The following is a 12,448-nucleotide window of genomic DNA, read 5'->3' on the forward strand; positions in this document are numbered from 1 at the left end:
GTCGTTGCATTACACGCATTGAGAACAATTCAGATGGATTCCGTTGTATTGCTCGATCGCCTGACGGCTCTGGAAACCGAATTGCACGGCTCGTCTACCCGTGGCGACGTAGCGCGGCTGCGAGTGTTGCTTCACGAAGACTTCGAAGAAGTGGGCCGGTCAGGCGTTTATTACCGACGTGACGACGTGTTGGCATCGCTGCCCGCGGAAACCGGTGACACGACGCTGCAGGCTGATGGATTCCGCATCGTCATGCTGTCAGAGGTATTGGCGTTGCTCACCTATCGCTCCGTTCGTGTCGACGCCGATGGCAACGCCACGGCACACACGCTCAGAAGTTCGCTGTGGCAGATGATGGACGGCCATTGGCGTATGCGCTTCCATCAAGGCACACCGACGACGCCGTTCACGCTGATATAAAGCTTGCTACGCGAGCGACGAACGATGCGACGAGGCAAGCCACGGCGGCCATGCCGACGGTGCGGCACACCGTGAGAGATGCCACTTAACGCTTCGCTTCAAGAACCGCTACGGCACTACGGCCAATCGCCCACACCTGCTCCAGCGCTTGCTGCATGCGTGGATACACGGTATCGCCCCTGCCCACCTGGACGGTATCACCGCGATTGTCGACGACTTCGAACGAGCCGATGTAGCCGGGGCCCTGGGGCGCCGGCTCGGTGTGGAGTATGCAGCGATAGTTGCTGTACATCGTACAAATGTACAGCAACTACCGCGACTTTGCATCCCCTCACCAGCGCCCACCCCGAAGGGAGCTGGTTTCGTTGGTATCACGCAGCCTTTTCGGCCTTCGCCTGCATCGAAAGACGCCTCGAACATGCTCCGCACATGGTCACGAAGCCCTCGGTTCGCGGCGAATAAAAAAGTTGGAGGTTGCCCAAGGGGCGCGAATGTCTGTCAGACATCGTCGATGCGCGGCACGCGGTGGCCTCGGAAACGCCACCTTAGGCGACAATTTGGCCACGGAATCACAGGCCACACGGGGTGGTTGTGTAGCCGGGAAACGACAGCCTCACGAAATGATTTACAGGGAGGTACGATGGACAGCATGACTGAGTTCCGACTCACCTACGACGGCGCCGCGCTCGAGCGCCACGAGATGGATCCGCGCGAGGACAAGGAGTTCCTGCACGCGGTCAACAATGACCTCGAGTCTTTTTCAAAAGGCGACTCACTCATATGCGAGGTTCACGTCCGTCAGTGGCAAACAGCCACCGGCACCCGCACGGAGTACGAAGTCGTGAAGGTAAAAGGACATTTGCGCGCAGCCAGGCAGATCCAGTTACCGTGGCATATCGCAGACGCTGATGTGCCTGGCAGGCTCTAAACGCCGGAATAACGGTGCGTCGGATCAGCGTCGTCCCACGGGTGGCCCGGACAGCCCCAGCAGGTGCCGCGTAGACGGAAAGCGCCGAAGCAGCCAACGTTCGATCAGCAGCACGAGCACCATCGTGACGCCCAGCAGGGGCAGCAGCAGTCCCAGAACGACGAGCACCGCGACGATCAACGCGGGATACCGCACGCCTGCGTGTGCCGGCGGCGCACCCAGCGTGCCCGCGGGTCGACGCCGCCACCACAGCACGACGGCACTGGTGGACAGCATCAGCAGGCCCAGCGCCGTCACCACGCCGAGTATCTGGTTGAGCGGCGCGAACAGTTGCCCCTCGTGGATCGCCACGCCGTAGCCGATCAGCCGATCAAGCAACGGACGGTCGGCGAAAGCGGTGCGACTGGTGACCGCGCCAGTCGCGGCATCCAGGCCGACATCCACACGCTGCGGACGATTCTGCGTGTCGGATCGGGCGGTCCAGGTCGGCTTGAGCTTCGAGGGTGGCGCGATCAGCACCGGCGGCGGCAGGGCCAGGGCAGCCACGGTCGGCACGAGTCGATCGATCGCCGCATAGTCGGGACCCTCACCCATCAGCGTGTTCATCGCCATCCCGTGGTCCATCGCCATGCCGTGATGCATCGCATGTTCGTCGGCGATCGGTGTGTTGGCGGCGCGATTGGTCGCCCGTTCGGCGGCGCTGCCGATCGTCCAGTCGGGCGCCGCGGCCGAAGCGGCGTAAGTCTGTCGCACGGTTTGCAACAGGCCACCCCAGGATTTGCTCCAGGGAAGTCCGGACACGAGCAGGAACAACGCCATCAGCGAGATCCAGAATCCCGTGACCGCGTGGAGGTCACGCCAGAACACGCGGCCGCCGGCATTCAACCTCGGCACCAGCGTGCCCATGAGGCGACCGCCGCGCGGCCACCACAGATACAGGCCGGACAGCAACATCAATATCGTCCACGAGGCCGCCAGTTCCACCAGCATCGAGCCTTTCGTCCCCAGCAGCAGTTCGCCGTGCAGGTAGAAGATCACCCGCATGAACCGATCGTCCTCACCGACCACGCCCAGCACTTTCGCGCTGGACGGGTCGACGAATACTCGGGTGACATGGGCGCCCTTCCCTACCAGCACCCGGGTCGCGGCCGTGGGGCTGGACGGCAGTTCATAGGCGTTGAGCACCGTGCCGGGCACCGCGGCGAGTGCGGCAGCCACTTGCACCGAGGCCGGTCGGGCCGGTCCCTGGGTGACATGCGCGTACTGCCTTTCCAGAAACGGTTCGATCTGTGGCTTGAACAGGTAGATCATGCCGGTGGTCGCCAGCCAGACGATGAAGGGCAGGCAGAACAGCCCGGCATAGAAGTGCCAACGCCAGATGAGGCGGTACGTGGCGCGGGACGATGATGTCGCTGCGTGGGTCATGGGAGAGTTCGGATGACGGATCAGAAGTTGATGCTGGCCAGCAGCTTGCCCTGCCAATGCGGCACCAGCTGGTTGCCGTTGACGTGCTGGAAGACGGGCCGTTCGACATCCGCGTAGAGGCGGAACGCATGGACTTTCAACTCCACTGCGGGAGAAACGAGCACGCGCTCGTAGCCGCTGTCGCCCGGCGCGGCGTTGACGCCATGGTCCTTGGCACGCAAGGACACCAGCGCCTGGATGATCGGCGTGACCTGCGCGCCGCCAGCAAGCGTCCACCCTGCGGGGTAGATGCCGAACGCACTGTCCAGCTCCGTGCCGGGACGATAGCCTGCCCGCGTGTTCATTGCCTGGTCCAGCTGCGTCTGTGCAAAACCGCCCCAGGAGCCGGTACCGAAGTAGGTCTGGTGATAGCCGCCCAGAAGGATATCCGTCGTGCCCGTACCGATGGCCGTATCCCGGTCGAAGCCCTTGTAACGCCAGTCGCCGGTGGCGAGCTTGAAACCGAAGACCAGCCCCGAGGACATGTCGCCCGAAAAGCCCGTGTACATCCCCATGATGCGGATATCGCCCAGCGCGCCGTGGTCGTGGCTGCCCACCACACCCGTGTCATCGTCCGTGGTCGTGAAGTGCCGCGCCGTATAAGGCACTTCGACCTGCAAACCCCATGCCCGACTGAACATGTGCTGCCATCCGGCCAGGTAGAACTCGCTGCGGATGTGCTTGTCGTCGTTCTGCGCCGCGGGTGCTGACGAGCTGCCGGCCCAGTTCCGCGGCTGGTCCAGGTAACTGTATTGAAGGGAGACGGTGTTCCTGGCGCCGTTGGGCAGCAGGCCCCCGGTGCCGACATCGAAAATACCGCAGCCGCATGCACAGGCATGTGCGGAGAGCGAACCCAGCGAAACGGAAACCACGAGCGCAGCCGAAAGCGCGCGCGTCAGGCGAGATCTGTACATAACCGGATACCCCAGCAAGGCGCAGGCGCGCCTGGAGCGAAAACGAGGAAGACGCCGTGTAGCGACGGCGGGCCGAATCGTCAACCGCGGACGCTTGGAGGACCTCGGGGTAGCGTGGCGCCGGGAGGCAGCGCGTGCGCCCACGCCATCGTCGGGAGGCTGCGGGTCGCTGTGGTGGTCACCACGGGGACAGACAGCACTACCGAAGCTGTCGGGACCAGCGGCTGCTGCGCGACGAGTGCGCAATAACCGCAGGCCTCACCGTGATGCAGCGGGTCGGGTTTATCCGGGTGCGGGTTGCTCGGCCCCTGACCGGTGCACCAGGCACCCAGGTCGAGCCAGGACGCCTCGGCGGTGAGGGCCCGGGACACGGAGGGCGCCACGAGGTTCAGGCACAGCGCGGCGAATGCCAGCCATGCGAACCCTCTGCGCTGCGATGCCCGTGAAAACACCTCGAAACTCCCGAACCCTGGACCTATGTCCAGATGATGGCATAGTTTGCCGGCCAGGCGTTTGCGCGGGATGCGCTCGCGCTTCGCGCTTGGCATGGGATCAGCACGCGCTTCTCATGATTCGGGCACGTCATGGGATGACTCCTCCCGTTGGCGGCGCCGATAGGCCGGCCATTCACCCAGGCGAAGGTCTTCGGGCACGTGACGCACATGCTTGGCGCGGCCCAGGCGCTGTGCGTGATAGATACCCGCATGCCCCGAGAACAGGTAGCTCGCCACGCAGGCGATGGCCGCAAACGGTGCGATCTGCGGACCGAACAGTTCCATGGCCATCACCGTGGTGGCCAACGGGGTGTTGGCCGCGCCTGCGAACACGGCGACGAAGCCCAGGCCCGCCAGCATGGCGAACGGAAGATGCAGCAGCGGTGCCAGGCTGTTACCTAGCGTGGCGCCGATGAAGAACAACGGCGTGACTTCACCGCCTTTGAATCCCGACCCCAGCGAGGCCACCGTATAGCCGAACTTCCCCACGCTGTCCCACCACGGCAGGGGGTGATCGAACGCCGCGACGATCGTCGGAATGCCCAGGCCGATGTAAGCCTGCGTATGAAGCAGGTAGACCGATCCGGCGATCACCGCGCCACCCACGAAGGGTCGCAACGGTGGGTAACCGACCAGCCGTTTCATCAGCGCCCCCATCCCATGAGTCGCCTTGGCGAACAGCAGGCCGACCAGGCCGAAGACGATGCCGGCGACGATCACCGCAGCCACGGTCCAGGCGGTCAGTGGGGCGACGCTGCCCACGACATACACGGTGTGATGAACGCCCCAGGCCAGGCACACATGGTCCGCCACGATCGCCGCGATAACGCACGGAAACAGCGCGTCGTAGCGCAGGCGGCCGATCGCCAGGACTTCCAACCCGAACAGTGCCCCGGCCAGCGGCGTACCGAACACGGCGGCAAAACCGGCGCTCATCCCAGCCATCAGCAGCACCCGGCGATCGTCCGGCCGCAATCGGCACAGCACCGTGACCTGGTCCGCCAGTGCGCCCCCCATCTGCACGGCGGTGCCCTCGCGCCCCACCGACGCCCCGAACAGGTGCGACACCACCGTGCCGATGAAAACCAGCGGCACCATACGGCGCGGGATAACCTTCCGCGGATCGTGGATCTCGTCGATGATCAGGTTGTTGCCGGCCTCCACGGGCTTACCCAGCCGGTAGTAGACCCAGCCGACGACGAAGCCGGCAACAGGCAGCAGCGCCATGATCCAGGGCGAGGCGTCACGCGTCCGCGTGGCCCAGTCCAGACTGAGCAGGAACCCGGCCGACGCGGTGCCGGCCAGCACGGCAGCGGCACAGGCGAGCAGCAGCCATTTGCCGATGTAAGGGAAGAGTTCCCATTGTTCGAGAGAGCGGAAGGCGCGCATCGGGCGTCCAGGTCGGAGGAAACCACCTGGGCGGGGCTGCGGCACGCGTGCCTACATCCCCGGGAAACCCAGGACATGTAGGCATCATCAGCCCCCGAGGGGGCGGTTCGCGGAGGCATGCCATCTCCGTTGTGGGGAGCGTAAGTCGCGCCTGCGGCGGCGTCAACCGTGGGTGCTGGGGCCACGCAAGGACGCCTGGCCCTGGCAAGAACCATCAAGTGGCGCGCCGGCATCCCCCGTATGATTCGACGACACCACGGGGAAAGGGACATGGCCGCCGTCCAACGCGCCGTCTGGTACATCGAAAGTCATTCCGGCGACGAACTCTCGCTGGGTGATGTCGCGGATGCTGCAGGCGTATCGGCCTTTCACCTTGCACGCCTCTTCCGTGCCGCCACGGGCTGGTCCGTCGCCCGCTATATCCGCGTGCGTCGACTGAGCCAGGCCGCCGCCGATCTTGCCGCGGGTGCACCGAACATCCTTACTGTCGCCTTGTCATCCGGCTACGGCTCGCATGAAGCGTTCACCCGCGCGTTCCGCGATGCATTCGGGTTGCCGCCGGAGGACGTGCGCAAGCGCGGTCACGTCGAGGGGCTCGCGACACTCGCCCCCATGCGTGTGATGGAAGAGCCGATGGGCCCGGCGCCGATGCTGCGCACGGAAGAGATCGGCCCGCTGCTGCTGACCGGCATCGACGCGTCTTACCTGTCCAGCGACACGGCGGGCATCCCATCGCAGTGGCAGCGCCTGCACACCGAACAATCGCTCGGTACATGCCAGTACACCTATGGCGTGTGCCGCACGACGGATGACGAAGGCCGGCTGGATTATCTCGCCGGCTACGAGGTCGATAACGTCGGCCAGGCACCCCGCGGATATCGGCGACTGCGCCTGCCCCGCCAGCGGTACGTCGTTGCCCGGCATGCAGGCCACATCGGCTCCATCCCCCGTACCTGGCGGGCCTTGCTGAGCGACTGGCTCCCCGCCGCGGGCTTCGTCCCGATCGATGCCCCCGACTTCGAACGCTACGACGACGCGTTCAATCCGGCGACCGGTTACGGCGGCGTCGATATCTGTATCCCCGTGGAAGGAGTGAGTCGCACATGCTGAAAGCGAGCTTGATACGCAGCGTCGCCGCACTGGGGCTTTCGATCCTCGGGGGACAAGCCATAGCCGCCGTGGGCGAAACCCACCGATCTACGACCACGCCCACTGCCGCACTGCGCCATGCCGACGGATCGTCGGACGTGGCCATCACCGTGTGGTATCCGGCCGATGAGGGTGCCCACGAAACGCCTCTGGTCATCGGGCCGGCCGACGCCCCGCTGTTCGTGACGGGACGCGCCACCGCGGAGGCGCCGCTGGCGAAGGGGCGCTATCCCGTGGTGCTGCTTTCGCACGGCTTCGGCGGCACGGCCCGCATGATGGCCTGGTTCGGCACGGCCCTCGCCCGCGCAGGCTTCGTCGTCATCGCCGTGGACCATCCCGGAAGCAACGGACGCGAGCCGATCACGGCGAATGGCGCCGCATGGTGGTGGGAGCGCGCAGAGGACCTGAAGGCCGCCTGGAACACGGTCAAGGCCGACCCCGAACTGTCACCGCACATCGACGGCACGCGCCTCGGCGTCGCGGGCTTCTCGGCCGGCGGATTCGCTGCGCTCGTCGCGGGTGGCGCGCGCGTGGATGTTCGACACTTCGCCGACTTCTGCAAGAAGCATCCCGACGATGGCGTCTGCGCACCCCAACTCGAGGCACCCGACCTGACGGCTCGCGACATCGGCAGCTGGTTGAAGGACCCCGACATGCAGGCGCGCTTCAAGGATGCCGCCGGTGATCATGCCGTGCAGGGAGTGCGCGCCGTGTTCGTCATGGCCCCTGCGATCGTGCAGGCCCTGGGCACGGATTCACTTCGTCGCATGCAGGTGCCCGTGTCGATCCTCGTGGGTACGGCGGACACGGTTGCGCCTGCGGCAACCAATGCCGATGTGGTGGCCACGTTGGTTCCCGGTGCGAAAGAGCGACGCCTGGAGGGTGTAACCCACTACGACTTCCTGGGCAACTGCCAGCCTGCCGCCACGAAGGTCGTGCCGCAGTGTGCAAAGGCGACGCATCAGGACCAGGCGCACGATGCGGCGATAGCTCAGGCGATCGAGGTGTTTCGGGAGAGGCTTCGTTAGGTTTGAGGTGCTTGCGGCAACTGCGCCCCCACGTCAATCAGGCACCACAAGCTCGTCTGGCACCAAGAGCTCGTCGGCGTCACGTATGCCCACCTCGTGGTTTGGACGCACGCCCAGCACCTCCCCCGCCACGCTCTGCACCACCGAATGGTCATGCTGTATCGGCGTCTTGGTACGGCTGTCGATAGCCGGCATGTCCGGCCGCGGGATAAAGAGCAGATTCCCCTGATAACTGCGTACCTCGATGCCCGCGGCATAGTGGATAGGCCCGAAGTCGGAGGCATGGTCGAGTAAACCCGACCAGCTCACCGCTTCGCCGTGAGGACTTTTCAACCGCATACTCAACTGCCGCAGTTCAAGGCCCAAAAGCCGGACAGGTGTATCGTCAGATGCTGCGTCCCATTCATCGTCCTTAGTGGAAAACACCTTGACAGGTCCCGGCCAGACGATGCCGCCGACGGCGCTGCCCGGTGCCAGCATGCAGCTTTCCAGGCGCCACTTTGACAAGGTGAAGTGGGCACCGAAGGGAAAACGGAACTCGACCTTGCCTGGCTCGCACCGCCAGCCTTGCACGTCCGCCGGGGCCATCGTCTCCACCGTCGCATTGCCGTGGCCTTGCCACAACGCCAGACGGCGCACGCGCGTCCCCATGATATGTCCCGGCGCGCGATCGAACTCGGCGTGCTTGAGGCTTTGCATGCCATACGGCATGGGATCGCCGCTCAGGTCGTTGAAGGGTTTCAGGTATGGGAGATAGACCTGCGTGCCCGCCGGCAGCACCAGCTCGCCCAGCACTTCCTCGTGGTCCAGACGCGGATGGTGTGCGCGCTCGTCGAGCCACGCCTCGCCCACGATGGTGACGACGGGCGCGCTGACGACCGCCAGGCCGACGGCCAGCACGCCGAACCGCCGACGCCGTGCCAGCATGTAGCGCCTGAAACGCGGAATCAGGAAAGCCAGCAGGCAGAGGATCAACAGCCCAAGCGAAACCAGGGACACCATGAAGATCAGGGAGCCGATCAGCATGGCCTGCATATTCATGGGGATCATGGATGTTGTTGTAGACCTCACGACAGAAAGCGCAGGATAATTCACGCATGGGAAATACGCGGAACACATGAAATCCTCAGTTCTGCGGAAGTACGCGATATGGCTCGCCGCGGTCAGCTATAGCGGCGTCAGCAACGCCGCCACGCTGCCGCAGGGCTGGGCCATCGTGCCAAGCGCTACCGAGGACATCGACGGCGGGCTGCCCAAAGCGCTGCGTTCGCCGCAACTGGCGAAGGACGGGCAACGGCTCGACGACGTGGACATCGTCGTCGCCCTGCCGTTTGACCAGGTCTTGCCGGTGGTGGTCGCCGCACTGAAACCCCTGGGCCCCTTGCACGAGGAAGCCGGACGGAACCCGTTATCCAGCATGGATGACGCATGGGGCGATGTGCTGTTGACGCGGCGCCCCGATCTCGTAAAAGACCTCGTGCGCCGATTCGACCTGCCCAGGCTGGAACAGGACGTTCGCGATGGGGCACTGGTGGCGTCGGAGATTCCCGATCGCATGGCCCGGATGGAGCGATCCATGCGCTTTCGATCAGACAGTGAGCGCATGGCGCCGTTGACCGAACCGTTCGCCTACTGGAGCGGCAGCGCAGAACGTACCCACGGTGCCTTGGGCCGCAGCACCAGTATCGCCATCGCCCACGTGACGCAGCTCGACGCTGTGCTCGGCCACCCCGCCACGGCGGTTCATCTGACGCGGAATGACGACTACCCAAATCCCAGGGGCGGGGTCATCGGCCAGATGCGCAATGCGGCCGGTCTGAACATTTTCAGTCCGGGCCCGCCGAAGCGCCTGCACCGCAGCAGCGTGCCGGAGGACCTGTTCGGCCCGGTCTTCGACGCGTTGAGCACGCTGCCCCACGCCGACGTGGAGCTCGGCTTGAGTGCGGAGCATTGGCGCGCCCCCTCCCCGCCCGGCCCCGCGCCGACCGAGCCGAAGCTCACGGCGCCGGACGCCCACGCGGAGGTGCTCGAAGCGCAAGCGATTGTGTCGTTCAAGGCCATGAATGACTTCGCGGTGCTCGCCGACGGCAGCATCTTGCTCGTTCGCCGTTATCCGCAAGCACTGCTTCACTGGTCGCCTCATGCCAGCGGCGAGCCGCGGGAGCTGTGGACGCCGTCGACATTTTTCACCAAGTGGCTGTTGTCGCGCGAGGCGAACGGGCAAGCCGCCTATATGACGGCCGATGGGCTCGTCATGCGCTTTGACGCGACGACGGGGTCGCTGGCGAAGCATCCCATGGCGTTCGACACAGCGACCGAGCCGGATGACGGCTACATGAGCTACTTCCCTGACGGCCAGGGCGTGCCGTTGACGTACCGCCACGACTATCGCGCAGGCCGCGATACGCTCGATGTGTGGCAAGCTGTCGCGCCACCGGTCGCCGATGGCACGCGCTGGCAGTACACGAGGCGCTTTGCTTCCCCCCGCCAGGACATGATGAAAGGTTCCATGCGCGGTAACGGGCAGATCAAGCCGGTACGCTGGGACGGCGCCATGGCCAATACATGGGTCGAAGACGTCTACGGGCTGACCGAACTCGATGGCAAGACGGGCCGCGTGCGGCGCGTCGTGACCTTGCCGCGTCGCTTCGGCGAGGTGGACCCTACCGACGATACCGGCATGGCGCAGTGGACACCGGAGCCCTTCGGCTCCGTCAAGGGCGGCTGGATCGCGGTCGGCTTCGTGCTGATGGAAGGGAAGACGCGCCATCCCGGCGTGCATGTCGTCGACGTCGCCAGTGGCAAGCTGCGCTACTCGCTGACCTTGCCCGGGCAGGATTCACTGGGAACAGCGGTCGGATCGCCCGACGGTCACCGGCTGGCCCTTGGCCCCGGTGCCGGCAAGACCGTTGCGGTGCTATGGAACCTGGATAGCGGCCGCTCGCTCACGCTGCAAGCGGACGCTGCGGGATGCCGGGGACTTACGCAACTCCAGTGGAGCCCGTCCGGGCAGCGTCTGTGGGGACGCTGCGAGAACGGACTTGTCGCCTGGGACGTGCCTTCCGACGGGTGAAGGCACCTCGCGTCACGTTCAGGGACGTGTCGCCCGACTCTCGGCTTATCGCGTCAGAAACTCGGCTTGCTGGCATGCGACGCTTCGATAAATTGTATGCGTGCATCGGACCAGGCCGGGTCGGTTAGCGTCATGTGGACCTGGCTGAGCGTGAGCACGGCCTGAGGGGTCACGCTGCATCCCATGCCCGCATTGCGACTGGGATTAACACACCATTGCATCGGCAACTTATTGGGTGCGTTGGACTGCTCACCATATTTCTCCAAGGCCGCGTTAGCCATGGCCTGAGAGTTCTGCGTGGACCAGGGCAGCTCGTAATCGATCTGCGAGACGACAAGAGGGCGTGCCTTATCGACCGGTACCCGGCCCTCAAAATGAACCGTCACCTTGGCCCCGTCTTTCTCGTAGGACATGTAACTGGGCAGTTTTGTATGAGTGACCGGATTTTCACCGGGATAGGGATCTTGCTTGATATCGGAAGATGCAGCATGAAAATGCGCAGCCAGTGCCGTGCGTGCTTCGTTGAAATCCATGCCGGTTTTAACGCCCGCCACGTCCAGCGTGCGCGCATCGACTGACCGATGCGCATCGGCGGCGTGAGCGGCCGACAGCGAAGCACCGCCTGCCGCACAAAGGCAAAACATAGCTACATGCTTCAACATCTTTTTCCATTCCCTCTTGTACCAGACCATTAAATTTTTCAGCCCGAACGACTTGCCATGGACGTCCCAGACGTACTACCCATGACATCTATCGCGCGACACACGTCGTCGCAACGTCATCAGATCGAGCCCGCAAGAATAGCCATAACGGCTTGGCGATGTCTTGGTAAAACTAGCACTCCCATTGCGGGTAAGCCGATGCGCGTGTGCGATCTGTTGCGCGCCGAGGGCTTCACCGCCTCGATCACGCTACCGCATGACGGCTGCCAGACGGCCGGTCTTGAAGGGCTAACTGCCGATCAGCACGGCCGCATCCGGGCTTCTCGCACGCGCCGCATCCGTCATCCGCGACATGGCCTCGGCAATAAATCTCTGTTCGGCTTCGGAGGTTGGGAAAAGGCGGCGAGGAAGGACCATGGCGCTGCTCTGGACCAGAAACACCCAGTATTTGCGGGTTTGAAAGAGATCCGTGACGCAACGCCAATGGGCGGTCATCTTCAGGTCGCCCAAATCATAGACTAGCGCCTCAGGGGTTAAGCGAAGCGTGAGCGGCTGCTCGTATGCCTGACCTCGCGTAGCAAGAGCCTTCCGCATGGAAGAGCTGGACAGTCTTTGGATTATCAGCAAGCCCACCCAAGCGCCAATGAAAGCGAACTCGACCGACATCGTGGCGGCGATCCATGATCCCGACACCCATCCCCCGATAGGGATGCCGATCGCCAACATGCAGATCAACAGGATGAGTTTCATCTGGCGTGGTGATACGCCTCTTCGACCCTTGATATATGCCATGGCGCTAATGGATTCACCGGCCGTCATATCTCCTGTTACTTCCATTCTGGTTCCTTCAAGCAGCTTGGGGCGCCACTGGCGTGACCGCGTTTGAGCGGTCGTTAGGACGCAGTGCGAGTGAAAATGCACGCAGCA

The 12,448-nt window shown here is 64.2% G+C and carries 13 protein-coding genes and 1 riboswitch; of the genes, 7 read left to right on the forward strand and 6 right to left on the reverse strand.

Annotated elements, in window-relative coordinates:
• The first annotated feature begins 33 nt into the window (after positions 1-33).
• Together FA89_RS17055 and FA89_RS17065 are read left to right on the forward strand one after the other, a co-directional pair.
• A complete protein-coding gene (locus tag FA89_RS17055) occupies positions 34-420 on the forward strand; it encodes a nuclear transport factor 2 family protein (RefSeq protein WP_051938909.1) in 387 nt (128 codons plus the stop codon).
• A 640-nt stretch (positions 421-1,060) separates the two neighbouring features.
• Positions 1,061-1,348, forward strand: a complete 288-nt coding sequence (locus tag FA89_RS17065) for a hypothetical protein (RefSeq protein WP_036142549.1) — start codon at positions 1,061-1,063, stop codon at positions 1,346-1,348.
• Positions 1,349-1,372: 24 nt separating this feature from the next.
• On the opposite strand, the gene FA89_RS17070 is transcribed toward FA89_RS17065, so the two are convergent.
• The 4 genes from FA89_RS17070 to FA89_RS17080 form a co-directional block, all read right to left on the reverse strand.
• Positions 1,373-2,773, reverse strand: a complete 1,401-nt coding sequence (locus tag FA89_RS17070; protein WP_036142553.1) for a PepSY-associated TM helix domain-containing protein — start codon at positions 2,771-2,773, stop codon at positions 1,373-1,375.
• 20 nt (positions 2,774-2,793) lie between these two features.
• Positions 2,794-3,684 carry a hypothetical protein gene (locus FA89_RS19440; protein WP_185754443.1) on the reverse strand — a complete coding sequence of 297 codons (891 nt, stop codon included), beginning with the start codon at positions 3,682-3,684 and terminating at the stop codon, positions 2,794-2,796.
• 122 nt (positions 3,685-3,806) lie between these two features.
• A complete protein-coding gene (locus FA89_RS20990) occupies positions 3,807-4,274 on the reverse strand; it encodes a DUF2946 domain-containing protein (RefSeq protein ID WP_081916730.1) in 468 nt (155 codons plus the stop codon).
• Between the two features lie 18 nt (positions 4,275-4,292).
• On the reverse strand, positions 4,293-5,609 hold the full coding sequence (locus FA89_RS17080) for a voltage-gated chloride channel family protein (protein ID WP_036142556.1): 1,317 nt from the start codon (positions 5,607-5,609) through the stop codon (positions 4,293-4,295).
• A 71-nt stretch (positions 5,610-5,680) separates the two neighbouring features.
• Positions 5,681-5,746, reverse strand: a riboswitch (Fluoride riboswitch).
• 133 nt (positions 5,747-5,879) lie between these two features.
• Between FA89_RS17080 and FA89_RS17085 the strand changes: the two genes are divergently transcribed.
• Together FA89_RS17085 and FA89_RS17090 are read left to right on the forward strand one after the other, a co-directional pair.
• Positions 5,880-6,719 carry an AraC family transcriptional regulator gene (locus FA89_RS17085; RefSeq protein WP_036142559.1) on the forward strand — a complete coding sequence of 280 codons (840 nt, stop codon included), beginning with the start codon at positions 5,880-5,882 and terminating at the stop codon, positions 6,717-6,719.
• Positions 6,713-7,786 (forward strand): alpha/beta hydrolase family protein, encoded by a 1,074-nt coding sequence (locus FA89_RS17090; RefSeq protein ID WP_036142562.1) that lies wholly within the window; start codon positions 6,713-6,715, stop codon positions 7,784-7,786. The genes FA89_RS17085 and FA89_RS17090 overlap by 7 nt, the downstream gene beginning before the upstream one ends.
• A 33-nt stretch (positions 7,787-7,819) precedes the next feature.
• Here FA89_RS17090 and FA89_RS17095 read toward each other — a convergent pair whose 3' ends face one another.
• Positions 7,820-8,827 carry a hypothetical protein gene (locus FA89_RS17095; protein ID WP_221174337.1) on the reverse strand — a complete coding sequence of 336 codons (1,008 nt, stop codon included), beginning with the start codon at positions 8,825-8,827 and terminating at the stop codon, positions 7,820-7,822.
• 76 nt (positions 8,828-8,903) lie between these two features.
• On the opposite strand from FA89_RS17095, the gene FA89_RS17100 reads away from it, so the two are divergent.
• Complete coding sequence (locus FA89_RS17100) at positions 8,904-10,859, forward strand: hypothetical protein (protein WP_036142568.1); 1,956 nt, start codon at positions 8,904-8,906, stop codon at positions 10,857-10,859.
• A gap of 53 nt (positions 10,860-10,912) precedes the next feature.
• On the opposite strand, the gene FA89_RS17105 is transcribed toward FA89_RS17100, so the two are convergent.
• On the reverse strand, positions 10,913-11,551 hold the full coding sequence (locus FA89_RS17105; RefSeq protein ID WP_221174338.1) for a hypothetical protein: 639 nt from the start codon (positions 11,549-11,551) through the stop codon (positions 10,913-10,915).
• A 168-nt stretch (positions 11,552-11,719) separates the two neighbouring features.
• Here FA89_RS17105 and FA89_RS20370 point away from each other — a divergent pair, with 168 nt between their 5' ends.
• Positions 11,720-12,043 (forward strand): hypothetical protein, encoded by a 324-nt coding sequence (locus tag FA89_RS20370; protein ID WP_185754445.1) that lies wholly within the window; start codon positions 11,720-11,722, stop codon positions 12,041-12,043.
• A gap of 70 nt (positions 12,044-12,113) precedes the next feature.
• On the forward strand, positions 12,114-12,407 hold the full coding sequence (locus FA89_RS20375; protein WP_185754446.1) for a hypothetical protein: 294 nt from the start codon (positions 12,114-12,116) through the stop codon (positions 12,405-12,407).
• Positions 12,408-12,448 lie beyond the last annotated feature (41 nt).

Source organism: Luteibacter sp. 9135 (assembly GCF_000745005.1).
GTDB lineage: Bacteria > Pseudomonadota > Gammaproteobacteria > Xanthomonadales > Rhodanobacteraceae > Luteibacter.

Coding starts and splice junctions, on each gene's coding strand:
- FA89_RS17080 (WP_036142556.1), bottom strand. CDS start 5,609: ATGCGCGCCTTCCGCTCTCTCGAACAATGGGAACTCTTCCCTTACATC.
- FA89_RS17055 (WP_051938909.1), top strand. CDS start 34: ATGGATTCCGTTGTATTGCTCGATCGCCTGACGGCTCTGGAAACCGAA.
- FA89_RS20370 (WP_185754445.1), top strand. CDS start 11,720: ATGCGCGTGTGCGATCTGTTGCGCGCCGAGGGCTTCACCGCCTCGATC.
- FA89_RS20375 (WP_185754446.1), top strand. CDS start 12,114: ATGGAAGAGCTGGACAGTCTTTGGATTATCAGCAAGCCCACCCAAGCG.
- FA89_RS17090 (WP_036142562.1), top strand. CDS start 6,713: ATGCTGAAAGCGAGCTTGATACGCAGCGTCGCCGCACTGGGGCTTTCG.
- FA89_RS17065 (WP_036142549.1), top strand. CDS start 1,061: ATGGACAGCATGACTGAGTTCCGACTCACCTACGACGGCGCCGCGCTC.
- FA89_RS20990 (WP_081916730.1), bottom strand. CDS start 4,274: ATGCCAAGCGCGAAGCGCGAGCGCATCCCGCGCAAACGCCTGGCCGGC.
- FA89_RS17105 (WP_221174338.1), bottom strand. CDS start 11,551: ATGGTCTGGTACAAGAGGGAATGGAAAAAGATGTTGAAGCATGTAGCT.
- FA89_RS17100 (WP_036142568.1), top strand. CDS start 8,904: ATGAAATCCTCAGTTCTGCGGAAGTACGCGATATGGCTCGCCGCGGTC.
- FA89_RS17085 (WP_036142559.1), top strand. CDS start 5,880: ATGGCCGCCGTCCAACGCGCCGTCTGGTACATCGAAAGTCATTCCGGC.
- FA89_RS17095 (WP_221174337.1), bottom strand. CDS start 8,827: ATGAATATGCAGGCCATGCTGATCGGCTCCCTGATCTTCATGGTGTCC.
- FA89_RS17070 (WP_036142553.1), bottom strand. CDS start 2,773: ATGACCCACGCAGCGACATCATCGTCCCGCGCCACGTACCGCCTCATC.